This window comes from Streptomyces sp. AF1A (assembly GCF_047340315.1).
GTDB lineage: Bacteria > Actinomycetota > Actinomycetes > Streptomycetales > Streptomycetaceae > Streptomyces.
Genome location: NZ_JBLEBI010000035.1, coordinates 1 through 25,845 on the forward strand (window position 1 = coordinate 1; position 25,845 = coordinate 25,845).

The window sequence follows — 25,845 nt, forward strand, 5'->3', positions numbered from 1 at the left end:
GGTTGGCGCTCGGGTTCCTTGCCATGCGAGCGTGTCTGCGCCCAGGATGTTCGCACTCCGCACTCTCGATGTCCTGCTGGAGGTCCTGTTGACCACATCCACGCGCAAGGGCCCGGGCTTCCCGCGCCGGCGGCCGCGCCCCGTCGCACGGGACCAGTCCGGCCACCTGAGCGTGCGTCGCACCGGCGCGTCCCGCGTCGGCCGCGCAGCCGCACCGCACCCACCCGAGGACACTGCCGCCGGCCGGCACGCCCGCTCCTGTCCGGCCCGGGGCAGGGCTGCCCTGCACGGGTGACGACTGGCGGAGCGTGGCATGCGGTATCAGGTCCTCGGTCCGCTCGGGCTGTGGCGCGGCAGCGAGGAGATCCCCCTTGCCCCGGCGAAGTGGCGGATGCTGCTGGCGGTGCTGCTGTGCGAGGCCAACCAGGTCGTCTCCACCGACCGGCTCGTCGCGGAACTGTGGGGCGACGATCCCCCGCAGAGCGTGGGCAAGCTTCTGCAGGGCTATGTGTCAAAGGTGCGGCGGGCGTTGGGCGACGAGTCGGGCCGACTGCTGGTGACCCACGCGCAGGGCTACCGCGCGCACGGCTACCGGCTCGTCGTAGGCGCGAGCGAGGTCGACGCGCACCGTTTCGTGGAGCTGATCGAGCAGGGCGGACGCGAGCTCGACAGCGGGGCGGCCGAAACAGCCGCCGAGTACCTGGAGGAGGCCCTGGGGCTGTGGCGCGACGCCCCCTTCGCCGACGTACCGCCCACGCCCGCCCTGGAGGCGGAGGCGATGCGCCTTTCGGCGTACCGCACCCAGGCACGGGAGTCCCGCATCGAGGCCCGGTTGCGACTGGGCCGCCACGAGGCGGTTCTGGACGAACTCGAGGCGCTGGTCACCGAGCACCCGCTGCGCGAGGGCCTGCGCGGCCAGTTCATGCTGGCGCTGTACCGGGCGGGCCGGCAGGCCGACGCGCTGGCCGCCTACCGCGACCTGCGTCACCAGCTGGCCGAGGAACTCGGCGTCGAGCCGGGTCCGCCCCTGCAACGGCTTCACCAGCAGATCCTGCGGGCCGACGCGTCGTTGCTGCTCGCGCCCCGTCCCCCCGCCGCACCGGTGCGGAGCACGGACCGCACTCCCGTGGTGGCCCCCCGACAACTTCCCCATCTCAGCGCCACCTTCGTCGGCCGCGCCGGCGAGAGCTCGGTGCTGCACCAGTTGCTGCGGGACGGCGGTGACGGACGGATGCCGATGGCCGTCATCGACGGAGCCGGCGGGGTGGGCAAGTCGGCCCTGGCCATTCACGCCGCCCATCAGCTCGTCGACCGCTTCCCCGACGGCCAGTTCTACGTGGACCTGCACGGAGCCACCGCCGGACTGACGCCGCTGGAACCGGGGGAAGTGCTCGGCCGGTTCCTCACCACGCTCGGGGTGCCGGAGACGGCCATACCGTCCAACACCGAGGAGGCCGCCGCCGCGTTCCGCTCCCTGGTGGCGGACCGGCGGATCCTGGTCGTGCTCGACAACGCCGCCGGCGCCGAACAGGTCCGGCCCCTGCTGCCCGCCGGGCCCGGCTGCGCCGTGCTGATCACCAGCCGGGAACTGCTGACCTCCCTGGAGGGCGCCACCCATCTGCATCTCGGCGTGATGTTCCACGACCAGGCCACGGCCCTGCTGGAGCGGCTCGTCGGACCGGAACGGGTCGCCGCGGAACCCGAGGCGACCGACGCGATCGTGCAGCTGTGCGGGCGTCTGCCGCTCGCCCTGCGCATCGTCGGCGCCCGCATGGCCGCCCGCCCCGGCTGGCCGTTGAGCACCTTCGTGGAACGGTTGACCGACGCGCAGAACCGGCTCGACGAGATCCGGGTGGGGGATCTGTCGGTGCGCGCCAGCTTCCACGCCAGCTACGACGGCATCCGCCACAGCGACAACCCCACCGACCGGGCCGCCGCACGGGCCTTCCGCTTCTTCGGAGTCTTTCCCGGTTCGGACATGGGTCTGCAGGCCGCGGCCGCGCTGCTCGACGTGGACACCTGGCAGGCCGAGGACGCGCTCGAACGGCTGGTCGACGCACATCTGCTGGGCAGCCTCGCCCCGGGCCGCTACCAGATGCACGACCTGATCCGCCTCTTCGCACGGGAACAGGTGTGCGCGGAGGAGCCCGGCACCGAACGCGAACGGGCCCTCGAACGCGTGCTGCGCTTCTATCTCGCCACGGCCGAGCGGGCGGTGGACTCGCTCGACGTGCCCCCACGGCCACCGCGCCCGGCGGCACAGGACCCGGGCCCCCACGGCTCCGTGCCGACGGCACCGATCCACGACCGCCGCGAGGCCGAGGCATGGCTGGACCAAGAACGCGCCAACTTGATGGCCGCCGTGACCCACGCCGCCACGCGGTCCGAGTCCACGGCGCGGCTGGCGGTGCGGCTGGCGCGGCCCCTGCACTGGTACCTCTATCCCCACGCCCGCGCCCGCGAGTTGCGCACCCTGGCCGACGTGGTCATCGCCACCGGACGGCGCCTGGGCGACCTCGCCTACGAGGCGTGGGGCCTGGACCACCTGTCCGCGGTGTACTGGCTGCACCGGCAGTACGACGACATGCACCAGTGCCTCGAGTCGGCGCTCACGCTCTGGCGGGCCGTCGGGGACCGTGACGGCGAGCTTCGCACCCTGGCCAACATCGCGCAGGCGCTGGCCGAACGGGAGCTGTACGAGGAGTCCCTGGCCGTGCAGGACCGGCATCTGGCGCTGGCACGGGAGACCGGTGACCGCATGGCCCAGCTGACCGGCCTGGGCAATCTCGCACGAGCCTACCTGGGGCTGAACCGGACCGAGGACGCGCTGTCCTGCCTGCGTCAGAGCCTGACGCAGGCCCGCGAGATCGGCGAGCGGTCCCTGGAGAGCCTCGCGCTGAACGAGATCAGCTTCATCCTCTTCGACCAGGGCAGGATCCAGGAGGCGCAGGAGTGCATGAGACAGGCCACCGGCCTCGGGGACGGGAACCTCGGCGCGTACGTGCGCTGGCGCGGCCACACCTGGAGCGCATTCTTCCCCGCCTGCCTGACACTGCGCGTCGGGCCGCCGGAAGCAGAGGAGCCGGCGAGGTGACGGCCGGCCGGCTCACCCGCGGCCGAGGCGGTTCGCCCAGGCCTGGTCAGGCGGAGCACCGCAGAACCGGCAAAGCGTCCAAGTCCGGGCCATGGCTTCTCATTTGCGTGTACCGTCCGTCCCACGGTCCACCACTGTCGTGGACAGCGTACGTCCCCGCGTACGTCGCGGCCTCGAAGGAGCGCTTGAGAGGCAACTCCCCCCACGGATACCAGCCAGTGGTCCCTTGCTAGGAGATCTGATGGAAGTCATCGCACAGCGCGACGAGCGCATGCTCCGGATCACGACGACCGTCGACCCGCCGGGCCTGCGCCTGGAGGGGGAACTCGACGCGACGCGGCACCAGGCGGTGATGGAGGCGCTGTCCCCGCTGACGGCCGAAGGCGGCGAGGTGCGGCTCGACCTCGCCGAACTGCGCTTCATCGACCTCGGCGCCCTGCGGCTGCTGACCAGCCTGGTGGAGCGCAGCGGCAATGAGGTCCGGTTCGTCCTGGACAATCTGTCGCCGCAGATGGAAAACCTGATCGAGACGGTCGGTTGGGAGCGTTTGCCCGGACTCGTCCAGGGGCGGAAGGAGACGTCATGACCGCCGAGGCACCCGCGGACCGGCCGGTGGAAGCCGGTCGGACGAGCGCGCCGCACGGAGTTCAGCACTGCGCTCTGCTGTACGAGGACGAGCAGGAGTTCCTCGCGGGCGCCCTCCCCCATCTGCGCGAGGGCATCGACGCCGGCGACCCGACGTTCGCGGTCACCCCCAAGCAGGAGGCGGAGGCGCTGCGCGACTCGCTCGGACGGGACGCCATGGCGGTGCAGTTCATCGACCCGTCCGACTTCTACAGCACCCCGGTGCGGGCCATGGCCGGCATGATGGCCGTCGCCCGGACGCTCGGCTCACGTCCGGCGTGGGTGGTGGCATCGGCCGACTGGTCGAAGTACCCGGATGCCATGGAGTGGGTCCGCTACGACTCGATCTTCAACATGGGCTTCGCCGACGCCGACTTCCGAGGCTACTGCTGCTACAACACCGCGGTCCTCGACCCCGAGGTCATCTCACTGGTACGCCAGACCCACCCCAAGCTCCACGAGGGCGCCCAGCTGCGCAGGAACCCGGACTACCGCGACCCCCGCGACTTCGTCGCCGACGTCGACAGCCGGCCGCTGCCGCCCTCCCCGCACTCCGCCGCATCGATGGAGGTCCGTCCCGACGACCTGCACGCCGTACGGGCCTTCGTCGCCGAACAGGCCAAGCACTGCCACGTGGCGGGCGACGCGCTGTACAACCTCCTCGTCGCCGTCACCGAGGTGGCGACCAATGCCATCCGGCACGGCCGGGCGCCGGTGACCCTGCGCGCCTGGCCCGACAACGGCCTCCTCTGCGAGATCACCGACTCCGGCCACTGGCAGCCCGCGGAGTTTCTCAGCTGGGTGCCACCGGAGTCCGCCCTGAAGTCCGGCTTCGGAATCTGGGGCGTCGGCATGCTCTGCGACACCGTTCAGGTACGGACCGGGCCGCAGGGCACGGCCGTACGGCTGCGGGTCTGCAAGAAGTGACGCGGTGCTGTCGCGTGCAGGCGGGGCGCTGAACGCGGCAGCACGGACCGCGCCATGGCATCCTCGTCCGCTCCGAGACATCTCAGGGGGCCAAGAAGTCAAGTCCGACGATCCTGTCCGCGTCGGAGGCCAGTCGGTATGAGCGGCCGAGACCGACTTCCTGCCGTGCTGTCCGGAGGGAACCAACGAGGATGGCAGCACAGGGCCCCGGGGAGAGCCGGATTCGCCCGATTTGATCACGGGGTGCCGTGGAGGGTCCACGGTGATCACGGCGTCGGTGAGGTTTCCAGCGTCGATCTGGTCGGGCAGCGGGGCGAATTCGGGGATCTCGTTGGTCTTGGCGCCGATCTCGCGCAGCGCGGCGGTGAGGGTGTCGTCGTGGCGTACGACGGTCAAGACGGTTCGAGTACCGCCCACTCATCGTCTGTGAGATCCCCCCTGCTGAGCATGGCCAGGACAACGAGTCGCCGACCGAAGAGGCGCCCTGTACACGGACAAGACGTTGGCTCGCACTTCGCTGAGGACTTGCCGGGCAAGAGCACTGAAGTCATTGCCCAAGTCGCTCCACCGCTCGTAGGTGATCTTCAAGGCGAGTGCCCCCAGTTCTGCTGTCACTCGTGCGGCGAGGTCGGGTAGACCGCGGTGAGCCATGGCCCGGGCCATCGAATCGGTGAGGCTCATGCCCTTCAGGGCTTCGCGCTCCTGGAGTTCAGGATTGGCATCGATTACCGCTCGTCTGCGGGCGGTGAACGCACGGCGGTCGGGCGTGAAGACGTCCTGCCCGAGCGCGTCGAGGCCGCACGCCACCGCTTCGAGCGGGGCCGTCTCCACGGGCGCCGCCGCGATCGCGGTGACGAGTCGGCAACCGGCCCACCTGCTTCGCGACCAACACCAAGTGCGGCCGGCTCGCCAACCTGGCACTGCGTCACCGCAGACGGGCCCGCTGCGAGGACCGCATCCGCGCCGCCCGCACTACCGGCCTGCGCAACCTGCCCCTGCACGACACCACCCAGAACCGGAGCTGGCTGGAGATCGACTCCCTCGCGCTCGGCCGCCTCGCCTGGATGCCGATGCTCGCGCCGACCGGCGAGGCCCGCCGCCGGGAACCGAAGAAGCTCCGCCTGCGCCTGTTCTCCGCCGCCGCCCAGCTTGTGAACACCGGCCGCCGCCACTGGCTCCGTTAAGGGTTCTCCCGTAACCCTTGGTCAAAGTCACGGGGGCACTTCTTCGTCGTGGATCCGCGTTGGCGGGTGGCCGAGGAACAGCGCACCGGGGAGGCTTCGTTCACTCGACGCCGGTCTCGTGACTGCCTGGTCCCAGACCTCTACGATCACTCCAGCCGCGGAGAGCGGGCGAGATGGGGCGTGGTTGTGGGTGCACTCGCACGGGCGTTTTGGGCGGTCGACCGCTCCTTGGGGGCGATCGGCCACCCTTGCGGCCACGCGGGCGGTTCCTGCGCCATCCGGTGCTCTGCGGGCTCGCCGGCGCCTTCTTTTCCGGCGGCCTCTGCGCTTTGACGATTGGGCGGGTGGACCTACAGGTTGCCCTCTTGGCCCTGGTGATGGGGGTGTATTGGTGCCTTCTCGTCATAGGTGAACGAAAGCGTCTGGACCACTACGGATACCCACGGAGGAAGGCGCGAGACGACTGACGGTTTACGTCACGCAACCGGGCCGGCCCTCGCCTGCCGATCCGACGGCCACCTGGCGCTGCGGCCCGGGCCGGCAGCCGTGACAGCTCTTCGGTCGCGTCTCCCGGTCTCGCCGGAAGGCACGCGCCCGGGCATCGCTGCGGACCCTTGAGGTAAGGTCACGAGTCGAGCACAACGCCTTCACGTGACCTTCACGTGGGCGCATCATGCGGCGAAACGGAAGCCGCCACCTCCGGGGATGCCAGCCATGTCCAGCCACAGCGCAGTCCATCGAGCCGTCCGCGTCGAGCAGATCCGCATCTGGGGCGCCTGGTCGGCAGGCAACCTCGTCATGCTCTCCATCACGAGTGCGTGTTCGGGTTTCGCGATCGTCAGTGTGCTCACGGAGCTGCTGTTCGCAGTCGTGTTCCTGGCGTCGACCGTCACGGCGTGCCGCACGCACGGGGCACGGAACCGACGCACGGACCGGGCACCCCGGGCCGCGCACGGCGAGCGGCGACTCCCCGGCAGCGTGAACCCGGACGTGCAGAGCCCGCTCCCCGGCTGCGTCACCCGATCCGGTCACCTCCCCGCTCCACCACCGTCACACCCTGCGCGGCCACCGCACACGCAACCCTCGCCACTCCACGCGCAACCGGGGGCGGACCACGAAGCCTGGAGCGCTCGTATGCGCCGCAACCGCCATCGCGGCCCTCGGCGGTACCACCGCCGGCACGTCCACCACGACGACCGGCAGCAGCGGCACCACTGCCACCTCGGCGCCCAGCACCGCCACCGGCGGTAGCAGGACCGGCACCGTCACCGAAAGCCTCTGCCGAAGCTCGTCGGCGTGGGTCTCCCGTCGGCCCGGGACACGGGGCGGACAGCCGGGATCCACCGCCTCACAACGATCACCGTCCGACGTAGGGGCCCAGAACGGCGGACATGGCCGCGCAGGCGAGGTAGTTCTTGGCGTGGTGAAATCCGAACCCGGCGTGGACCGTGTCCGTCAGGTCCAGGGTGACTCCTTGGAAAAAGGTCGCCAGGCGGGGTGGAATCGCCACCGGGTCGCCGGGATCCGCGATGTTGACCCAGCGCTCCACGTTGGGCGGACGCGTTCCGAGCCGGCGCTGGGCGCCGCTTTCCGGCCGTGGCGAGAGGCGGTCGAACACGGCTCGCGGCAGGGCCAACGGGGAACCGACGGTCACCAGAAGCTCCACCGTGCACTCCGGGTGGGCGTGCAGGGCTTCGTAGGCGACGACGGAGCCGAGTGAGTGTGCGATGACGATACGAGGGCGGTGGCGTGCGACGCGGTGAGCGACCTCCTCTCGTGCGGCCAGCCGCTCCGAACTGTCGTCGGCTCGGACGTAGGTGGCCATCTCCCGGAAGAAGACGCGGATGAACAGTTCGGTCAGCCGCCCGTCAAGACTCAGTCGCTCTGCCACCCACGACGCGGCGTAGCGCAGCGGGAGGGTGAGAGCCCCCTGGCTCACGGCTCGGGGCGCCTCGAGTTCGGCCAGCCAGGCGGCCATGAGTTCCCGCTCGAGGGGATCGTCCAGCTCTTCCGGATCGCCACCTCCTTGTGAGACGGGCCCGGGGTTCAGCAGCGGGGCGTAATAGGCGAAGTCGAGGTCGATGAGTGCGGGGTCGGCGTTGAGGCCGGCCGTCAGATGCCGGGTCCAGTCCTGGGCTTGGGCAGCGCGCACCTCCTCGGGTGTTCGGCGGCGGTTGTAGTGGCCCACTCCGTGGACACCGACGACCCGCACGGGCGGAGTCGAGGTCATGACGTCTCCTGTCAGATGGCGGTGGCTTGCAGCGCCACGACTTCGTGACCCATGCCGACCACGACGGTCCGGTCGGGGGCGAGGACGGCGCTGTGCGGAACGTCGGGCAGCGACAGGCGGGCCATCAGCCGGCCGCTGAGGGGATCCCAGACGCGTACGGTCAAATCCTGCGCGGTGCTGACCAGCCGGTTGACACCCTGCCGGCACAGGACGGCGAGGTCGGTGACCCCGGCCTCATGGCCGTCCAGGGCAACGAGCTGTTCGCCGCCGTCCGCAGCCAGGATCTTGATGGTGCCGTCCCGCGCGCCGACGCATGTCACCGGGCGTCCGTCGAGTTGGGTCGCGGCCACCGCGGTGACGGGTGGGCCGTCGTACGGAAGCGGCACTCGGGAGTGCCGCCAGTCCAGGTCCCACACCCAGTGCAGATCCGTCTCCTGTGCGAACACGGCGGCCGGACGGCCGTCCACGACGGCCACGTCCATGGCACGGACCATGCAGTCGAAGATGTCCACGCGGAGCCGGCGAGCCGTGTCCCACACCCGGACTCTGCCGTCCGCGCCGGCCGTGACGGCGAATGTCACCCCTTCGCCGACAGCCAGGCCCACCTTCCGGACCCGGTCGGAGTGACCGTCAAGGATCGCCGGGCGCCGGCCGCTCCCCATCTGCCACACATGAGCGGTTCCGTCGTCGCTGCCCGTGAGCACCACGGGCAGCTCACCTGGCGCGGCGGTCACGGCCAGATCGTTGACCGGACCCTTGTGGTCCTCGAGCACCATGAGGGTGCGCCCCGCGGAGACATCCCATACGCGGGCCGTGCCGTCCCGGCTGGCGGTGAGGGCGACCAGGCGTCCGTCCATGGAGGTCGCCCGCACACGGGTCACCTCATTGGCGTGTCCTGCCAGGCTGGTGGCCGTGTTGCGGGCGGACAGGTCCCACACGTGCACGGCGCCTGCCTGTCCCGCGGTGACGGCCATGGGCCAGCCCGTGGGGTCGCCGACGGCGATGGCCGTCAGCTGGTCTGCGGGCCGTGCCCTGGTCGTGGTGGCCGCGATCCGGGAGGTGTTGAGGTCCCATACCCGGGCGGTGCCGTCACGGCTGGACGTGGCGACCACGGGCAGGCCCTCCACATGAGCCGCCGCGACGCCCGTCACCCAGTCGGTGTGGCCCTGCAGCACTGCCGTATTCCGGCCGGTGACCAGGTCCCACACCCGGGCGGTGCCGTCACGGCCGGCCGTGATGCCGGTGGGCCTGCCGTCCACCACGGTCAGTGCCGCGCCCAGCACCCAGCCCTGGTGCCCCTCCAGGACCACCCCACCGGCCGGGACCTTGTGGCCGAGGTCCCAGACGGTGGCTGATCCGTCGTAGCCCGTGGTGACGGCCAGCGGCCACCCGTCGAGTACAGCGGCGGCCACCGAGATCATGGGCTCGGCGCGGGCCGAGAGGATCCGCCGTGCGCAGTGCACCTGGCGGTCGGGGCCGACGGTCAGTTCCCACACCCAGGCCATGCCGCTGGTTCCTGTGGTCACCGCCATGCACCGTGCGCCGACCGACAGGACCGCCAGGGCGGTCAGTGGAGCCGATACCCCCGGGGGTGCGCCGGCAACGCCCATGGCGTCTCCCGCCGCGAGATCCCATACCCGAAGGCTGCCGTCCCAGCTGACGGTGACGATCACCGCCAGACCGCCCACCTCGGTCACCGCCAGCCCTGAGACCGGGCCGGTGTGCCCTTCCAAGGTGTGCGTGGTCAGCCCGGTGACGAGATCCCACACCCGCACGCTGCCGTCGTACCCGGCTGTCACCGCGACGGGCAGCCCGTGGAGCACGGTCACAGCCACGTCGGTCACCGCCTGGGTGTGGCCCTTGAGCGTGGCGGCCAGCGCGGTCGACGCCTGTTGGCCCGTGGCCCACAGATACCGCCAGTCCGTGTCGTGGGCGAGGTGATCCCGCAGCGGCCCGGCCACACCGAAGCGGGCGGCGTCCAGCGCCAGGATCTGCCGCCGCTCGTACGGTCCCATGCGGCGGTGGGCCACGTAGGAGGCACGGTAGATCGCCGCGGCTGTCCGGGCCTCCCGCGTGGTGGCGGTGGGCAACAGCGTCAGGACGGCGTCGGGCTCCGCTTCGGCAAGGAAGTCCGCGTCGAGCAGCAGTTCGTCACCGCGCCGGGCCTGGACGGCGTGCTGGGCGGCGTGCCGCAGGAGGTAGGGATCCGCCACCTGCCACAGCCGGCGGCCGTCCATGCGGGGGACGCAGGACAACAGGCGCTCGAACACCTGCGCAGCGTACGGCCATTCCGCAGGGGCACTCACCAGGTGTTCCTTCCCTCCTCGTGCGGCGGGCCCTTGTGAGTCCGCAGCGGTTGAGGCTCGGCCGCCAGCCCATACGGATCGGCCCGCAGCCGCTCGGCGAGACCCTCGTGGAAGAGGCGGTACAGCGTGGTGCCGTCCACGTCGACGTCGTGCCTCAGATAGAACCGTGCGTGGTCGAGAGCCTGCCTCAGCTGATCCGGGTCCATCGGCTCACCGGGCGGCAGCTGCGACGGGGCAAAGGCCCCAGCCGTGTAGGCGAGCACACGTTCAGGCATCCCTAGCCCCTCGGCATGAGCCAGGGCCGCAAGCACCGGGCGCATCCAGGCCCGCTCCCCCGGCCGGGCCAGATCGAGTCTCAACAGCGCCGTGAGGTCACGCGGGGCGGCACGCCCCAACTCCCGGGCCCGGAGGGGATCGCTTTCCACCGGAAGGGTCAGCAGATGCCGCAGATACAGTCCGGCGACGAGGAACTCGCCCCAGTCCAGCGGCGCTTGTTCCTGGGAGCGGCGGCCGTTCGTCTCGCCCGCGAGCCGGTCGGCGATCCCCAGGGCCAACGCCTGTGCGGCGGCAGCGTTTTCCCTGAGCCGGTAGGGGCCCTCGCTGGCCAGGATGTCTCGCGCATACGCCTGAAGATCAGCGTGCAGGTCAGCCCGGTCGGCCGTGTTGAGGTCGACCAGTACCCCGGCCGTCCGTGCGAGTTCGAGCAACGGCCCGGCAAAAGGTTCGGGTCGCGTGCCGACCAGCAGGCGCAGCGTGCCCACGCGCGCCGCCTCCTGCGCCAAGGGCAGCAGCAGTGCCCGGACCACGTCCTCCGGGCGCTGCGCCTCATCGAGCGCGTCCAGCACCAGCGTGGCGGGCCGTTTGGCGTCCGTACCCGCGAGTTCGGCCAGGCGCTTGGCGTCCCAGCCGGCGGCGGGCCGTGCGGACGCGCCCAGTTGGCGGGCCAGCGAATCGGCCATGTCTTCGAGGGTGCGCCGCCGGGCGTGGACCACCGCGAGTTTGTCGTGCACGGCCGGCCGGTACGGCAAAGGGAGCCACAACTGGCGAGTGAGGTCGTGCAGTTCGGGGTGGGCCGCGCAGACCAGAACGCCGAGCAGGGCCGACTTGCCCACGCCGGGCTTTCCCGTGACGGCCGCGAACGGCGGCCCGTCGCCGTTGAACCACTGCGAGAGCAACTCGGTCTCCGTACGGCGTCCACGGAAGTAGCCGTGACCCGTGCCGCCGTCCAGCGCCTCGCTGCCGGCGCCGCGTCGCATGAAGTGCAGGGGGTCGAACGCTTCATCGACCAATGGCGCCAGATCCTGTTCGACCTCGGCCAGCAGACCGGCGCGCGCCCGGGGCGGGTACTGCGGATTCGGAAAGAACGGCAGGTCGTCGAGTGTGTCGAAGAAGGGGATCCGACTGCCCTCGGGCTGTTGGAAGAATTTCTCTTCCTGGCTGTATTCCGCCACCAGCCGGGTGATCTCGCGTCCGACGGTGGCGAGTGGGATGTAGGGCAGCGAGGCGTCGGCGCGCAGCACACCGTCGCAGTAGGCGTGCAGCACAGCGGCGGTGGCGCGGCTGAGCCGATAGTTCCACGCCTGGTCCTGCGCCGCGGAAGCGGCGATCACCCAGGCCCTCCGCCTGCCGGTGGGCATCTGCTGGTGCCACGGCAGCTCGGCAGCGGTGCCGGAGTGGCACAGGTCCAGGATGAAAAGGGTCAGCGGTCGCGGCTTGTCCGGGTGCGACTCGATCAAGCTGATCCACGCGGCCACGGGGTCATCCACGTTGCGCCCGTCCCGGCCGACCACGTGCAGGGTGCGCTCACCGGTCCGGGCGAGCCGTCCGTGGGCCACCAGGTGAACGATCAGCACGGTGCCGCTACCGGCAGTCGTGATGGCGGCCCGGATCTCCCCGGAAGGATCGACGCTCAACTCGTCGCTGTGCCCCTCGGCCGGCGGCTCGGCGTCCCCCTCGCCGTCGACGGCGTGGCGATCACCGGTGGCGCGAGTTCGGCCCGACTCCCCACAGGGGGCGTACCCGAAGCGGGCCAGTGCCTGAGCCACGTTTGCAGCGTGCTGTGGTGCCGCCATGAGCGGATCGAGGTCCTGACCGTCCAGCGCCGGCGGCCCATCGGCCTCTTCCTGCTCGACGGGAAGGCCGATGGCCAAGACCTTCCTCGGCCGAGACTTCCCGCTCACGTCCGAGCCTTCCAGCAAACGCGCGGGCCTCCCCTCGACACCAGCGTCAACTCGCCTGCCCGACAAGCGCGTTGTCCGCCACGGTCCCGCTCTCGGGTAGCGGATCACCTGCCGATTGTGGCACGCGGCCCCCGGGCCCACCACCGACTCCGCAACGCGCACCCAACCCCGGCGGGCACCCCGAGCACCCGAGCGGCCGGCCCGCCGCCGCTTTCTCCGATGGGGTGAGGTTCGGTCGAGAATGTGACTCTTTATGGCAGATTGGTCCCATACCAACCGGTGGCCCCGGAGACGAAGGAGACACGGTGCGCATGCCGTCCCCTTCCGGCTCGCCCGGACTTCCCTCGCTGACCGGGCTGCGCTTCCTCCTGGCGGCCAATGTCCTGACGGCCCATGCCTTCTCGGGTTCGGCACTCTTCAGCGAGAAACTGCAGGCTGCGCTCTCGATCGCCGCGGTGCCGCTGGCCACCTCCGCGGTATCCGGGTTCTTCGTCCTGTCCGGATTCGTGCTGGCCTGGTCGCACCGGCCGGGAGATCGTCCCCGATCCTTCTGGCGACGCCGCTTCTGGAAGATCTACCCCAATCACGCGCTGGGCTGGTTGATGGGTGCGCTCTTCTTCGGGGTCACGACCGCCCCCAGCCCCATGGCGGCCGGCGGCGGCGCGACCGTGACGGGCGGGGTCGCCGAACTGTTCCTGGTGAAGGTCTGGGTACCGGCCCAAGAAGTGTTCAATGGCTTCAACGACCCCTCGTGGTCCGTCTGCTGCGAGGCCTTCTTCTACCTGCTCTTCCCGGTGCTGATGTCCGCTGCCCGCAGGTTGACCGGTGTCGGGCTGCGCAGCGCGTGGCTCGCTCTCGCCGGCGTGATCCTGGTGCTCCCCGCGGTGGCCCTGGAACTCGGTGGCCGAGCCGTCCCGGGCTGGCCCCTCGGTCTGAACACGCTGTGGTTCGGCTACGTCTTCCCGCCCGTGCGGCTGGCGGAGTTCCTGCTCGGAATCGTCACCGCGCGTCTGGTCCAGGTGCAGTCCTGGCCGCGCCTGAACGCGCCGACCCGTATCGGAGCCTTGGCGACCGTATTCGCCGCAACACCTTTCGTTCCCCGGCCGTATTGCCTCGGCGCCGGCTACGGCGTGCCTCTCTCCTTGACCATCGCCGCGCTGGCCCTCCGAGACATCGACGGCCGGAGCCGTTTGCTCGCCCGGCCGGCCGTAGTCGCGCTGGGGGAGGCCTCGTACGCCCTCTACATCCTTCACTTTCCCCTGGTGATGTCCGCCCGGCAGGCCGTCGGGGTCAACCACCGGTTCGCCGCGCTGAACGGCGTCCTGTTTGCCGTGGGGCTGATGGCGGCGGCACAGGCGCTGGCTCTGCTGGTGCATCGACGGTACGAACGGCCCCTTCAGGCACGCTTCGCCCGGGACACCCGCGCCGTGCCGTGCGCCCGCGCCGAGCCCGGCACCACGCCTTTTGCCGGGCCCGGCGCGGGGCCCGGTCACCCCGCTCGGACTCAGTAGGCGTAGATCGACGTCGCCTTGATCCGCCGGTAGGCGCCCCATGTCGTGCACAGGGTGGTGCTGGACTTGTTGTACTGGGTGCCGTGCGCGACGATCCGCCGGCCCGGGTATGCGATGAAGCCGCCGCCCTTCTTGTACAGGCCGCCGTTGCCACCCATCGTGTAGCCCACCAGCAGGTAGTGGTATCCGGCCGCGGACCTCAGGTACACGCACCCGTCGGCGTGCTGATACGTGCCGTAGAACGTCCCCGTCCGGGATGCCGGCGCCATCGGCGTGGCGGCTGCCGGCACCGCCGTGCCCAACGCGAGTGCCAGCGCGCCCGCGGCGAGGGCCGCTGTCTTCCACTTCCTCATGAATCCTGCCTTCTCCGGTACTCAGGGTCGATCGGCACCCCCGTCTTCCTGCCCGAGGGGCACGCACTCGACTCTGCCCGATCTCTGCGGGAATGTCCTTACCACGTGGCGCCCTGATGTTGACTCACAACGCCCGGACGCCCTCCCATGGGCGGATGGGCGCGTGGCCGGACACCCAGGGCGCCATCGGCAGCACCACCAGCCGGAACCGCGGGCGAGCCGGGGCGGGCACGGGTGGCCGACTCCCGGCGCTCGGCACGACGTGCCCCTCCACTAGGGTGCCCGCTGCGTCGAGCCAGGGGAGAACATGACGAGCGCCGCCGAGTCACCGAAGACCACGGGTACGCCCTTGAGGATCGCGGCTTTCCGGCGGTTCGTGTCGGCCAACCTCATCTCGGCGACCGGGTCTGCCATGGCTCCTCTCGCACTGGCCTACGCCGTCATCGACCAGGGCGGAGGAGCCGGGTCTCTTGGCGTCGTGCTCGCCACGAACACCGTGCCCACGATCGTGTTCCTGCTCATGGGCGGTGTCTTCGCGGACCGCCTGTCCCGGAGCCGGATCCTCTTCCTCGGGAATCTGCTGGCCGCTGGCGCGCAAGGTGCGCTGGCCGTCGTCGTGTCCACCGGACATGCGACGACGGCGTCGATCGCCGCGTGCGGGTTCGTCTCCGGAACGGCGGCCTCGTTCATCGTCCCGGCCACGCAAGGGGCCGTGGCGCAGATCGTTCCCGAGGAACATCTGCAGCAGGCCAACGCGCTGCTCAGACTCCCGGGCAACGCGGTCAAAGTGCTCGGTCCGGTCGTCGGCGGATTCGTCGTGGCCGTGAGCGGCGCGGCATGGGCACTGGCGTGGGACGCGTGCACGTTCGCCGTCGCCGCTGTCCTGCTGCTGGGCCTGCGTCTGGAAGCCGTGCCGGTCACGAGCGACGGCGTCCTGGCCGACCTGCGGGCAGGCTGGGCAGGTTTCTGGTCCCGTACCTGGTTGTGGACCTATACGGCTGCCGGCGCGCTCCTCGTAGCGGCATGGCTGGCGGGCTTTCAGCTTCTCGGCCCCCTTGTTGCTGCCCGGCAGTACGCCGGGGCACGCGGCTGGGGTCTGATCCAGGCGGCCTTCTCCTCCGGTCTGCTGGCGGGAACGCTTGTATGCCTGCGTTGGAAGCCGTACCGACTGCTCACGGTCGCGATCACCGCGAGCGGTGCCCTCGCGCTCCCCCTGGCAGCCATGGCCCGCGCAGTGCCACTGCCCCTTGTTCTGGGGACCGCCTTGCTGGCGGGAATCGGACTCGATGTCGCGATCGTCGCGTGGACCACCGCATTCCAACAGCACGTCCCCCCAGTGGAACAGGGCCGCATGAGCGCGTTCAACGGTGTCGGGGAACGCCTCGCCGTCCCCCTCGGCTATCTCGTCACCGCGCTCGCGGCCCACGTGTGGAACAGCCGAAGAGTGCTGTTGGCGTGCGCCGGAATGATCGACGCCGCGGCCGTCCTCAACCTCTGCGTCGCGGACGTGTACCGCATCAACCGCCTCGTACCGGACGGCCGGCCGAGGGTGGCGAACCGCGATCGCGAGGTGGAGCAGGCGTAGCGGCCCGTCGCCCGATCCGCTGGGGATCGACCCGATCGACACCGTGGAGCTTCACGGCGTGCTCGACCGGTTCCATGCGTCCTTGACACTCGCGTGGAGTGGTGAGGGACCCGGCTCACACTCTGTCACGGCGATCCCGCACAGCTCGTGCAATGAGATCGTGGATCAGGAACTCTCCGGGTTTCCGGTTCTCTTTCAGGCGATCCAGGGCGTCGGGGCCGAACCAGCCGTAGGCCGAGTGCTTGGACCATTCCAGGGTCGGACGGTCCAGATCCCCTTCGACCTCGACGAGAAAGTCCGCCTCGTGACGGAGTCCGGCTCCGTCGTCCCCAATCCAGGTGGCGACTCCCAGAAGGCGCCGGACATGGCGCAGGCGCCAGCCGGTCTCCTCCTCGACCTCGCGCGCGAGAGCCTCGAGGAGGGTCTCTGCGGCCTCGACATGGCCGCCGACGATGTCCCAGGTGTCGGGGAAGAGGCGACGGTGCGGACTTCGCTTCTGGGCGAAGGCCTCACCGCTGTCGTTGAGGACGACAGCACCCACGGTCCACAGCTCCCACGGTGCTGGGACCGGCAGTTCGACGCCGGGGTCCACGGTGAACGGCTGGTGTGCGGGCATGACCGAGAGCCTAGGCCGGGCGTTGCCTTGGTGTGCCCGCTTCCTCGATGTCGGTATGCGGCGGCGCGGTGCGAGGCACGCCGAGTGCGACGACGATGGCCGTCCCCGCCGGTCGGCCACGGGAGTGTGGCCGGTGGCGCGGCCCCGGTCCGTGAACCCCGGCCGGTCAGATCCCGCGTCCCGTGCTCTCCCGCACGGCCAGTCGATGGCCGGCGACGCGGTCGATGGCGTCGTGCGGGCCCCGGCCGTCGATCCGGTCGACGAGCAGGGACACCGCGATGTCCGCAATGGCCTCCTTGTCGGGGGCGACGGTGGTCAGGCTCGGCACGCTGAAGCGCGACGCCTCGATGTCGTCGAAGCCCACCACGTCCATGTCGTCCGGCGCGCGCAGGCCCGCTTCGTGGAGTGCCCGCAGCGCGCCGAGCGCGAGGTGGTCGTTGAGGCACAGGAGGGCGTCCGGGCGGGGACGCCGGTCGAGCGCGGCGGCGGCCGCCCGGGCGCCGTCCTGCCAGTGGTAGTGCTCGACGGGCAGCACGAGATCCGGCGTGAAAGGGATGCGGGCGGCGCGCAGGGCGGCCTGGTAGCCCTTGGTGCGCAGCCTGTCGGTGCCCTGTTGGCCGCGCACCGCACCGCCGACGATCGCAATGGTGCGCCGCCCCCGGGCGATCAGGTGCTCGGTGGCCTCACGTGCGGCCGCGACGTTGTCGATGCCCACGTGGTCCACGGCGCCCGGCGCCTGGCGCTCTCCCAGGAGTACGACGGGCAGCCGCGCGTCACGCGTGGCGAGGTCGCGCGGCGTCAGCGACAGCGGGCTGAGGATGATCCCGTCGGTGAAGTGGGCGTCGAACCCGTGCAGGGCGGACAGTTCGCGCTCGCGCGCCCCGCCGGTCTGGTGCAGGAGCACCGTGCGTCCGTGCCGGTCGGCGGCGGACATGACGTGCTTGGCCAGTTCGGAGAAGTAGGCGACGTCCAGTTCCGGAACCGCCAGCGCGATCATGCCGGTGCGGCCCTGGCGCAGCTGCCTGCCGGCGAGGTTGACCCGGTAGCCGAGCGCTTCGATGGCTTCCTGGACGGCGGTCCTGGTCCGCTCCGACACGTGCTCAAAGTTGTTGATCACGTTGGAGACGGTCTTCGGGGAGACGCCGGCGTACTCCGCAACGTCCTTGATCCTCGGCTTGGCCGCCACGCTCCACTTCCTTTCCGTCGCGGGATCCTATCGGCCGGCACGCCTCCGTTCCGAGCGACCCCGGCGACCATGCGATGCAGATTACATCGATGTATCGATGTGAGGCGGATGCCGCGTCCCGGGCCTGCGACGAGCGGCGGGGCCTGCGGAGCGCGGCGGCGGGTGGCCGAGGTGCCGCCGGGAGCGGTCAGGCCTGAGACGACTGTGGTGTGTCCTCGGGCTGGGGCCGCCGTCCGAGGACGATGCGGCGGATCGTCTCCACCGGCAGCTTGGGCGAACCGTCGGCGTACACCAGGCCGTTGGTCTCCTGGGCGGTGTCCATGAACTGCGTGTAACAGAAGCCCGCGACGATCGGGCTCGCGTGCAGCACGGCGAAGATGTCGCCCAGCAGGGCCGCGTACTGATCGGCGGAGTCCGTCCGGGTGTAGGAGAAGTCGGCGTCGTCGGCGCGCACCGAGAGGCCGCCGAACTCGGTGATCATCAAGGGGGCGGCGCCGGCGGCGTATCGCTCGGCCTGCGCCGCACCAACCGTCAGCACGCGTCCCTGCGGGCCGGGGCCGGCCAGCAGCCGGTCGAACGCGGCGGCGTCACCGTAGCGCCGGGTCAGCTCCTCGGGGTCGGAGCAGTAGTCGTGCACGCCGAGGATGTCGCTGTCCGTGTGCTCCCAGCCCTCGTTGGACATCACGGGCCGGGTCGGGTCGAGGGCCCGGGTGAGATTGGCCAGGGCGACGGAGTAGTGCCGTTGCGCGGGGTCGCGCGGGATGTCCGAGGCGCCCCAGCTCTCGTTGACCGGTACCCAGGTGACGATCGACGGGTGGCTGCGGTCGCGCCTGACCATGTCCAGCCATTCGCGGGTGAGCAGCTCCACCGCCTCGGTGCCGAACTCGTAGGCGGCACCGGTCTCGCCCCACACGAGCAGCCCGAGCCGGTCCGCCCAGTACAGGAAACGCGGGTCCTCGGCCTTCTGGTGGATGCGGACCGCGTTGAAGCCCATCGCCTTGATCAGCTCCACCTCGCGGCGCAGTTCGGCGGTCCCCGTGTTCGCGATGAGGGTGTCCGGGCGGTAGCCCTGGTTGAGCACCGAACGGACGTAGTAGGGGCGGCCGTTGAGCAGAAAGGCGCCGCGACCCGCGCCCGCGCTGCGCAGGCCGACGTAGCTGTGCACCGTGTCGAGCGCCGCGGAGGTGCCGGCGTCGCGCACAGTCACCCGCGCGTCGAGCAGAGTGGGCCGCTCGGGGCTCCACAGCAGTTCTTCGCGGTCGATGCCGTTGCGCAGGGCGGGGATGACGAGGTCGATGCGGCTGCGCGGCGTGCGCACCGTGCTGGTGCTCTCGGCCAGTACCTCGCCGTCATGGCTCAGTACGATCTCCACGGTCACCGGGGCGACCCGCGCCAGCGTGATCTCGGCCAGGACGCCGCGCGCGGGGTCCGGGATCCAGGCCAGGTCGGTGATGTGCTGGGCGGCCACCGTCTCGGTCCACACGCTCTGCCAGATGCCGGTGGTGCGCTCGTACCAGACCTCGTGCGGCCGGTCCTGCCAGTCCTGCTTGCCGCGCGGCTGTGCGAGGTCGGCGGGCTGGTCCTCGGCGCGGACGACGAGCAGGTGCTCGTCGGCGCCGGGGCGCAGCGCATGGGTCACGTCGGCGGTGAAAGGCGTCTGGCCACCCACGTGCTCGGCCACCAGCCGGCCGTCCAGCCAGACCTTCGCCCGGTGATCGACGGCTCCGAAGTGCACGAGCGCCCGTCGACCGCCGCCGGGCGCCAGGACCTCGTGGGCTATGCGGCGGCGGTACCAGACCACCGCGTGCGGCGCGGTCTCGCCGATGCCGGAGGCGGGGGCCTCGGGTGGGAACGGGACGGTGATCTCCCGGTCGAAGCCGCCGGCCGCCCCCTCGGCGAACCACTCGGCGCGCTCGCCCTCGTCCGCGTCGTCGTAACCGAACTCCCAGACGCCGTCGAGGCTGTGCCACCGCTCCCGCCGCAGGATCGGCCTCGGATACGTCCCGTCCTGCTCGGTAGCCCTCACGGATCCTCCTTCTGCCGGATGGCCCGGCGACGGCTTTTGCCATGGTCGAAGCCCTGTCATCATGAGTGATCATTTACATCGATGCAAGTGTCGTAAGAGGCCCGCACGGCCCCACCGGCGACGCGGTGGCGGCCCCGGCGCAGTACCGACGCCGGGCCTCTGCGTGACCGCGTCCGGCGCCGCCGGCACCGGAGGCCCGGCGTGCTCGCCGCATCCTGAACCCACGACTGGCGGGGTTTTTTACGGCAGTTCAGCGCACTCGCGTCCCGCGCGGCGCCGTTGCCGCCGGCCTGACGACCCACCCGGGAGCGCCGTCGCCCGGACCGCGGGGACCCGCGCCGGGAACCGGGCGGGCGGAGTCCTGGAGGCGGCTTCTTCGCATCGCTCTATTGCATCGATGTAAATCGTATGCCAGGGTCTGCGCCATCGAGGACACACCCGAATCAACGAGGTGCACACCCTATGAGCGGAGCACTGGCGCGCCGGCGGTTCCTGGCCCTCGGCGGTGGACTCGCCCTGACCGGAGGGCTGGCGGCATGTTCCTCCCCGCTCGCGTCCGGTCTGGCGGGCACACAGCCGAACACCGCGGACGTCATTTTCTGGAACCTCTTCACCGGTGGCGACGGAGCCAACATGGTGTCGATGGAGGACAGGTTCAAGAAGAGCCACCCCGGCGTCTCGCTCGAGGCGACCGTCCTCTCCTGGGGCAATCCGTATTACACGAAGCTGGCCCTGGCCACGGCGAGCGGCACTCCCCCGGACGTCGGCATCGTCCACCTCTCGCGACTTCCCCTCCTGGCGGCCTCCGGCCTGCTGGAGCCGATCGAGCGGACCGGCGTCGGCCGGCTGGACGTCGCCGCGGACCGGTTCACCCCCGCTGCCTGGCACAAGGCCTCGCTGCGGGGAACGGCGTACGCGGTGCCCCTCGACACCCACCCCTTCGTCCTCTACTACAACGTGGACCTCGCCCGCAGGGCCGGCCTCCTCGATCCAGCCGGCGGCCGTCTCACCGCCCTGAAGGGCACAGAGGACTTCCTGGCCGCCGTGAAGGCCATGAAGACGGCGGGCGGTGCCCAGTACGGCGCGGTGATGTCGATCATCGCCGATCCGTCGACGGCCTGGCGCTACTTCAGCACGATCTATTCCGGTCTGGCCGGCCCCATCGTCACGGACTCCGGCACCAGAATCGCCCTCGACGACGAGGCGGTGCAGGAGACGGTCGCCTTCATGCAGAGCCTCACCGCCGGCGAGCTGATGCCGCGAACCCTCAACGGATCGGGAGCCAACGCCCTGTTCAGCACCGGCAAGGCCGGATTCCTCTTCGACGGCGAGTGGCAGATCCCCTCCTACCGGCAGGTCAAGGGCCTCCGCTTCGACGTCGTACCCTTCCCGGCGCTGCTGGGTCCCAAGCCGGTGGCGTACGCCGACTCGCACGCCCTGGTCGTCCCGCGCAACGACAGGCGCTCGCAGACCCGCACCCACCACGCCGCCCTCTTCATCAAGAGCCTGCTCGACAACAGCGCCGTATGGGCCGAGGGCGGCCACATCCCCGCCTGGCTGCCCACCCAGCGCAGCAAGGCGTTCCTCGACCAGTCGCCGCAGCGCAACTACGTGCAGGCCGCCTTCAACGCCCACTACGACCCCGCGGCCTGGTACACCGGCGCGGGCTCGGACTTCCAGAGCGTCATCGGCGGAACGATCATCGAGGCCATCGCCGGACGGCTCACCCCCAAGGGCACCGTGTCCAGCCTGCGTTCCGACCTGAAGCGGTTCACCACGGCCCGACCGCCGGTCACGATGAAGTAGGAGACAGCCACCATGACGACCGCCGTCCCGACCCGACCGGCACCCACGGCATCCACGGCTGCCCCGCCCCCCGACCGGCCGCCCCGCTCCGAGCGCCGGGCCGGCGCGCTGCTCACCGCGCCGTTCCTCGTGATCTACGTGGTGTTCCTGGTCGGTCCGCTGCTCGTGGGTGTGGTGATGAGCTTCTTCAACACCACCACCGTCAAGAGCGGTCCGGGCGACTGGGTCGGCCTGTCGAACTACTCCGAGGTGGTCACGGACCCGCAGTTCTGGGACGCCCTGTGGCACTCGGTGCTGTTCACCCTGCTGACCACACCGCCACTGGTCGTCCTGGCGCTCGCCGGCGCCGTCCTCGCCTCCCGCGTCCGGCGCGGCCGCGTCCTGTACCGCCTGGCGTTCTTCGCGCCGTACGTCGTGCCCTCGTCCGTGGTCGCCCTGATCTTCCTGTGGATGTACACCCCGCAGATCGGGCTCCTCCCGAAGGTCTTCGGCGCCGTGGGACTTCCGGTGCCGGACTTCATCGGCAGCACCTCGGGCGGCTGGACCGCCGTGACGCTGATGACCCTGTGGTGGACCTTCGGCTTCAACTTCGTCCTGTACACCGCCGCCATCCAGGACATCCCACCGGACGTCCACGAGGCGGCGGCCATCGACGGGGTTGGCCCCTGGCAGCAGATCCGCCACATCACGGTCCCCCTGCTCGGCCGGACCACCAGCCTGGTGCTGATCCTGCAGATCCTCGCCTCGCTCAAGGTCTTCGACCAGATCTACCTGCTCCTCGCCGGCGGGCCGAACCAATCCACCCGCCCGGTCATCGAGTACATCTACGACACCGGCTTCACCTCCTACCGGGGCGGCTACGGCGCTGCCGCCACCCTGGTCTATTTCGTCATCATCGTCGCGGTCTCGGCGGCCTGGTACGGGCTGCGACGCCGACGCGCGACCGGCACCGCGGCCTGAGCGGAGGATCCATGACCACCATCACCCAGCCGCGGCCCGCAAGGACGAAGGGCGTGCCCGCCGTCGACGGCGCGAAGCTCTTCAACCGGCTGTGCGCCGTGTGCCTCACCCTGTTCGCCCTGATCTGGCTGGTGCCCTTCGCCTGGGCGATCGCCACCTCGCTGCGCTCCGACGGATCCATCACCCAGAACCCGACGTCACCGTTCGCGGGCGGCTGGTCCCTGCACGCCTACGCCTCCGCGTGGGACAACCACCCGGTCGGCACCTGGTACCTCAACAGCCTGGTCATCTCGGCCCTGGCCGTGCTCTTCACCGTGGTCTTCTGCTCCATGGCCGGCTTCGCCCTGGCGTTCCTGCGCTACCGCGGCCGGGCCACGGTGCTGGCCCTGGTGGCCGCGGGGCTGATGCTGCCGAGCGAGGCGCTCGTGCTGCCGCAGTTCGTCGAGTACCGGTCCTTCCACCTGCTCGGCACCTTCTGGGCTCTGGTCCTTCCCTCGGTCGCGGCGCCGATCTCGGTCTTCGTCTTCCAGTCGTTCTTCCGCGGCATCCCCGTCGCGCTGATCGAGGCCGCCCGCATCGACGGGGCGAGCTGGTGGCGCGTCTACGCGCGCGTCTGCATGCCCATCTGCCGGCCCGCCCTGTCCACGGTGGCCATCCTGACCTTCATCACCACCTGGAACTCCTTCCTCTGGCCTCTCCTGGTCCTCAACCAGACCAAGTCCCAGACCATCCCGGTGGGCCTCGCCTCCCTGGTCAGCAACAGCAACATCCAGTACGCCGAGGTGATGGCCTCCTCGGTCCTGGGGTTCCTCCCGCTGATCGCCGTGTTCCTCGTCTTCCAGCGCCAGATCGTGCAGGGAGTGGCCACGACGGGCATCAAGTGACGGTGCGGCCCGCCCCGACGCGCGGGGCGTGGGCGCTCGGGCCCTCAGCCCGGCGGTGGCTTCACCGTGTTGATGTGCGAGCCACCGCCGGGACGTCGCCGCGGAGCAGCGAGGACGAGCAGTCCGGTCCGCCGGTTCGCGTGATCGGACAGGGGGCTTCGGAGCAGCACGCGTGGCTGCCCCTGTGCCGCCCGGGTGCGCGAAGCGAGGGAGGGGGGAGAGGACGTCAGCGCCGGCGGCCGGGGAGCATGGCCAGCGCCTGGGAGCGCTGTGCGACGAGGTCGTCGTAGGTACCGTCGCGCTCGGCCCAGCGGTGCATGAGGACGCCCTTCACGAGGATCTCGCGAGGGGTGGGGTTCTCCGAGAGCAAGTGCATGACCTCGGTGGCGAAGTCGTCGAGGGGCAGCGCGTGCGGGTTCACCTTCTCCTGCCCCGCCGTGGCGACGGCCGGGGGGACGAGCTCGACGACGCCGACGCCGGTGCCGTCGAGCTGCGCGCGCAGTGCCTCCGAGTAGGCGTGCACCGCGGCCTTCGAGGCGGCGTAGCTGGGCATGGGCGGGAACGGCAGGAAGGCGATGCCGGAGGTGACGGTGATGAAGGTGCCGGCGCCCCGCTGGACCAGGTGGGGGGTGAAGGCGTCGATGACCCGGATGGTGCCGAGCAGGTTGGTGTCGATCGTCGTCGCCGCCGCCTCGAAGTGCGCGGGGTCTCGCAGGTCCTCCATGAGCATGACCCCGGACATGGTCACCACGGTGTCCAGGCCGTGGTACCGGGCGAGCACGGCATCACGGAAGGAAGCGACGGAGGCACTGTCCGTGACGTCGACACCGAACGTGCCGAAGCCTTGCCCAGCGAGTTCCGACAGTGCCTGAGGGCTGCGGCCGCCGACGGCCACGGTGCTGCCCGCCGCGGCGAACCGGCGGGCCAGCTCCCGCCCGATGCCCGAGGTTCCGCCGACGACGAGAACGGTGCGGTTGGAGAGATCCACGAGATCTTCCCTTCAGTCAAGGCGCCGACGGCGTGCAGTCCCGTCCCGGCGCGGACAGTGATGTTCCCTGTCTCTTTCACGAGGGCGTCACCCAGTCTTGACGGCCTTCGCCGGGTGTGGCAGGGCCCCCGTCGTCCCTGGTCCTGCCAGGGCCCCCGTTGAGACACGCGCGCCGCATTACGGTGTCGGTATGAAGGACGAGGAATCCGGCAACCGGCTCGGCAGCTACCTTCGTGCCCGGCGGGAGCTGGTCACCCCGGCACAGGCAGGTATTCCGTCCGGCGGCAACCGCCGCGTGCCCGGCCTGCGCCGCGAGGAGGTCGCCCTGCTCGCCGGCATCAGTCCCGACTACTACCTGCGCCTGGAACGGGGCCGTGACAAGAACCCCTCACCGCAGGTGCTCGAATCGCTCGCGCGGGTCCTGCAGCTCGACGACGTCGAACGGGCGTATCTGCTCGGCCTCGCAGCCGCACGCCCCAGGGCGCCACGCCGCAAGCGGCCCGAGCACGTGCCGGCGCGGGTGCACCAGCTGCTCGCCCACCTCCAGATCCCCGCGTTCGTCGAAGGGCGCGCGTTCGACGTCCTGGCCTCCAACGCCATGGCCGTCGCGCTCTCCCCCCGGCTGAGGCCCGGCCACAACCGGCTGCGTTCCCTCCTCCTGGACCCCGAGGAACGAGCCTTCCACCAGGACTGGACGAAAGCCACCGCTGATTTCGTCGCCGCCCTGCGCACCACCATCGGAGACGACACCGACAACCCCCGCTACGTCGAGCTCGTCGGAGAACTCGCGCTGTCCAGCCAGCGGTTCCGTACCCTGTGGGCCCGCCACGACGTCCGCGCTCTCGACGGGGGCACGACCACGGTCCACCACCCGGTCGTCGGTGAACTACGCCTCCACCGGGACAAACTCCCCATCGACGATGTCATCCTCGTCGTCTACTACCCCGACAAGGACAGCGACAGCGACGAGAAACTGCGGCTCCTCGCCGCACTCGCACACAGCGAGTCCGCCGGCACAGGTCAGGACAGGCCGGCGGACGTCCCGGACCCGAAGACACCCTGACGAACACGCGCCGTCCCGGCATCGCAGCCGGAACGCGCGCGCCACGTGTTCGGTCCCCTGGTGTTGAACCGGACGAGGGCGTTCAGAACGTACCCCCGTGCCCCGATCCGCTCCTCCCTACGGCCCTGGCAGCGCCGGCGAGCCGACCGTGCCCGCGGTAGAAGGTCTTCCGGGCGGCGGCTGACCGGCGGAGGCCGGTCACGGGGCATACCGCCTCCGTCGACACGGCAACTCCGATCAGCGGATTACCGCATTGAACGGCTTCCCGATCATCTTGGGGCGGTCTCGAACAGGGCACCTCTCGGGCGGGGTCGCGACACAT

The 25,845-nt window shown here is 70.7% G+C and carries 17 protein-coding genes and 2 pseudogenes; 10 read left to right on the top strand and 9 right to left on the bottom strand.

Annotated features, from left to right (window positions below; all coding sequences use genetic code 11):
- The first annotated feature begins 313 nt into the window (after positions 1-313).
- The 3 genes from ACLU3S_RS13500 to ACLU3S_RS13510 all read left to right on the top strand — a co-directional run bounded on the left by ACLU3S_RS13500 (position 314) and on the right by ACLU3S_RS13510 (position 4,645).
- Positions 314-3,094, top strand: coding sequence for a BTAD domain-containing putative transcriptional regulator (locus tag ACLU3S_RS13500; protein WP_413952040.1), 2,781 nt, complete (start codon positions 314-316; stop codon positions 3,092-3,094).
- Positions 3,095-3,335: 241 nt separating this feature from the next.
- Positions 3,336-3,680, top strand: a complete 345-nt coding sequence (locus ACLU3S_RS13505; protein ID WP_413952041.1) for an STAS domain-containing protein — start codon at positions 3,336-3,338, stop codon at positions 3,678-3,680.
- On the top strand, positions 3,677-4,645 hold the full coding sequence (locus tag ACLU3S_RS13510) for an anti-sigma factor RsbA family regulatory protein (RefSeq protein ID WP_413952042.1): 969 nt from the start codon (positions 3,677-3,679) through the stop codon (positions 4,643-4,645). Before ACLU3S_RS13505 ends, ACLU3S_RS13510 begins: the two co-directional genes overlap by 4 nt.
- A 255-nt stretch (positions 4,646-4,900) precedes the next feature.
- Here the strand turns inward: ACLU3S_RS13510 and ACLU3S_RS13515 are convergent.
- Positions 4,901-5,044: pseudogene (locus ACLU3S_RS13515) on the bottom strand (ISAs1 family transposase); the annotation flags it as partial.
- 461 nt (positions 5,045-5,505) lie between these two features.
- Between ACLU3S_RS13515 and ACLU3S_RS13520 the strand changes: the two are divergent.
- Positions 5,506-5,826 (top strand): annotated as a pseudogene (locus ACLU3S_RS13520) (transposase); the annotation flags it as partial.
- Between the two features lie 1,360 nt (positions 5,827-7,186).
- On the opposite strand, the gene ACLU3S_RS13525 reads toward ACLU3S_RS13520, so the two are convergent.
- Genes ACLU3S_RS13525 through ACLU3S_RS13535 form a run of 3 tightly spaced genes read right to left on the bottom strand, consistent with a single transcriptional unit; the run spans position 7,187 to position 12,515 of the window.
- Positions 7,187-8,059 (bottom strand): alpha/beta hydrolase, encoded by an 873-nt coding sequence (locus ACLU3S_RS13525; RefSeq protein ID WP_413952043.1) that lies wholly within the window; start codon positions 8,057-8,059, stop codon positions 7,187-7,189.
- Between the two features lie 11 nt (positions 8,060-8,070).
- A complete protein-coding gene (locus ACLU3S_RS13530) occupies positions 8,071-10,365 on the bottom strand; it encodes a WD40 repeat domain-containing protein (protein WP_413952044.1) in 2,295 nt (764 codons plus the stop codon).
- A complete protein-coding gene (locus ACLU3S_RS13535) occupies positions 10,362-12,515 on the bottom strand; it encodes a hypothetical protein (RefSeq protein WP_413952045.1) in 2,154 nt (717 codons plus the stop codon). Before ACLU3S_RS13535 ends, ACLU3S_RS13530 begins: the two co-directional genes overlap by 4 nt.
- 341 nt (positions 12,516-12,856) lie before the next feature.
- Here ACLU3S_RS13535 and ACLU3S_RS13540 point away from each other — a divergent pair, with 341 nt between their 5' ends.
- Positions 12,857-14,056 (top strand): acyltransferase family protein, encoded by a 1,200-nt coding sequence (locus tag ACLU3S_RS13540; RefSeq protein ID WP_413952046.1) that lies wholly within the window; start codon positions 12,857-12,859, stop codon positions 14,054-14,056.
- On the opposite strand, the gene ACLU3S_RS13545 is transcribed toward ACLU3S_RS13540, so the two are convergent.
- The gene (locus tag ACLU3S_RS13545; RefSeq protein ID WP_413952047.1) at positions 14,050-14,409 is read right to left on the bottom strand and encodes a hypothetical protein; all 360 of its coding nucleotides are present in this window, start codon (positions 14,407-14,409) and stop codon (positions 14,050-14,052) included. The genes ACLU3S_RS13540 and ACLU3S_RS13545 overlap by 7 nt on opposite strands.
- 307 nt (positions 14,410-14,716) lie before the next feature.
- On the opposite strand from ACLU3S_RS13545, the gene ACLU3S_RS13550 reads away from it, so the two are divergent.
- Positions 14,717-15,994: an MFS transporter gene (locus ACLU3S_RS13550; RefSeq protein ID WP_413952048.1), complete on the top strand. Its 1,278-nt coding sequence runs from the start codon at positions 14,717-14,719 to the stop codon at positions 15,992-15,994.
- A 115-nt stretch (positions 15,995-16,109) separates the two neighbouring features.
- On the opposite strand, the gene ACLU3S_RS13555 is transcribed toward ACLU3S_RS13550, so the two are convergent.
- From ACLU3S_RS13555 to ACLU3S_RS13565, 3 genes are all read right to left on the bottom strand, one after another.
- Entirely contained in the window at positions 16,110-16,610 is a 501-nt protein-coding gene (locus tag ACLU3S_RS13555; RefSeq protein WP_413952049.1) for an NUDIX hydrolase, read from the bottom strand.
- A gap of 166 nt (positions 16,611-16,776) precedes the next feature.
- Positions 16,777-17,796, bottom strand: coding sequence for a LacI family DNA-binding transcriptional regulator (locus tag ACLU3S_RS13560; protein ID WP_413952050.1), 1,020 nt, complete (start codon positions 17,794-17,796; stop codon positions 16,777-16,779).
- A 187-nt stretch (positions 17,797-17,983) separates the two neighbouring features.
- Complete coding sequence (locus tag ACLU3S_RS13565) at positions 17,984-19,822, bottom strand: glycoside hydrolase family 2 protein (RefSeq protein ID WP_413952051.1); 1,839 nt, start codon at positions 19,820-19,822, stop codon at positions 17,984-17,986.
- A 462-nt stretch (positions 19,823-20,284) separates the two neighbouring features.
- Here ACLU3S_RS13565 and ACLU3S_RS13570 point away from each other — a divergent pair, with 462 nt between their 5' ends.
- Genes ACLU3S_RS13570 through ACLU3S_RS13580 form a run of 3 tightly spaced genes read left to right on the top strand, consistent with a single transcriptional unit; the run spans position 20,285 to position 23,472 of the window.
- A complete protein-coding gene (locus ACLU3S_RS13570) occupies positions 20,285-21,628 on the top strand; it encodes an extracellular solute-binding protein (protein WP_413952052.1) in 1,344 nt (447 codons plus the stop codon).
- 12 nt (positions 21,629-21,640) lie between these two features.
- Positions 21,641-22,588: a carbohydrate ABC transporter permease gene (locus ACLU3S_RS13575; RefSeq protein WP_413952053.1), complete on the top strand. Its 948-nt coding sequence runs from the start codon at positions 21,641-21,643 to the stop codon at positions 22,586-22,588.
- An 11-nt stretch (positions 22,589-22,599) separates the two neighbouring features.
- Positions 22,600-23,472, top strand: coding sequence for a carbohydrate ABC transporter permease (locus ACLU3S_RS13580; RefSeq protein ID WP_413952054.1), 873 nt, complete (start codon positions 22,600-22,602; stop codon positions 23,470-23,472).
- 226 nt (positions 23,473-23,698) lie between these two features.
- Here ACLU3S_RS13580 and ACLU3S_RS13585 read toward each other — a convergent pair whose 3' ends face one another.
- Positions 23,699-24,460, bottom strand: coding sequence for an SDR family oxidoreductase (locus ACLU3S_RS13585; RefSeq protein ID WP_413952055.1), 762 nt, complete (start codon positions 24,458-24,460; stop codon positions 23,699-23,701).
- Positions 24,461-24,650: 190 nt separating this feature from the next.
- On the opposite strand from ACLU3S_RS13585, the gene ACLU3S_RS13590 reads away from it, so the two are divergent.
- Entirely contained in the window at positions 24,651-25,523 is an 873-nt protein-coding gene (locus ACLU3S_RS13590; protein WP_413952056.1) for a helix-turn-helix transcriptional regulator, read from the top strand.
- Positions 25,524-25,845 lie beyond the last annotated feature (322 nt).

Coding starts and splice junctions, on each gene's coding strand:
- ACLU3S_RS13500 (WP_413952040.1), top strand. CDS start 314: ATGCGGTATCAGGTCCTCGGTCCGCTCGGGCTGTGGCGCGGCAGCGAG.
- ACLU3S_RS13505 (WP_413952041.1), top strand. CDS start 3,336: ATGGAAGTCATCGCACAGCGCGACGAGCGCATGCTCCGGATCACGACG.
- ACLU3S_RS13510 (WP_413952042.1), top strand. CDS start 3,677: ATGACCGCCGAGGCACCCGCGGACCGGCCGGTGGAAGCCGGTCGGACG.
- ACLU3S_RS13525 (WP_413952043.1), bottom strand. CDS start 8,059: ATGACCTCGACTCCGCCCGTGCGGGTCGTCGGTGTCCACGGAGTGGGC.
- ACLU3S_RS13540 (WP_413952046.1), top strand. CDS start 12,857: ATGCCGTCCCCTTCCGGCTCGCCCGGACTTCCCTCGCTGACCGGGCTG.
- ACLU3S_RS13545 (WP_413952047.1), bottom strand. CDS start 14,409: ATGAGGAAGTGGAAGACAGCGGCCCTCGCCGCGGGCGCGCTGGCACTC.
- ACLU3S_RS13550 (WP_413952048.1), top strand. CDS start 14,717: ATGACGAGCGCCGCCGAGTCACCGAAGACCACGGGTACGCCCTTGAGG.
- ACLU3S_RS13555 (WP_413952049.1), bottom strand. CDS start 16,610: ATGCCCGCACACCAGCCGTTCACCGTGGACCCCGGCGTCGAACTGCCG.
- ACLU3S_RS13570 (WP_413952052.1), top strand. CDS start 20,285: ATGAGCGGAGCACTGGCGCGCCGGCGGTTCCTGGCCCTCGGCGGTGGA.
- ACLU3S_RS13575 (WP_413952053.1), top strand. CDS start 21,641: ATGACGACCGCCGTCCCGACCCGACCGGCACCCACGGCATCCACGGCT.
- ACLU3S_RS13580 (WP_413952054.1), top strand. CDS start 22,600: ATGACCACCATCACCCAGCCGCGGCCCGCAAGGACGAAGGGCGTGCCC.
- ACLU3S_RS13590 (WP_413952056.1), top strand. CDS start 24,651: ATGAAGGACGAGGAATCCGGCAACCGGCTCGGCAGCTACCTTCGTGCC.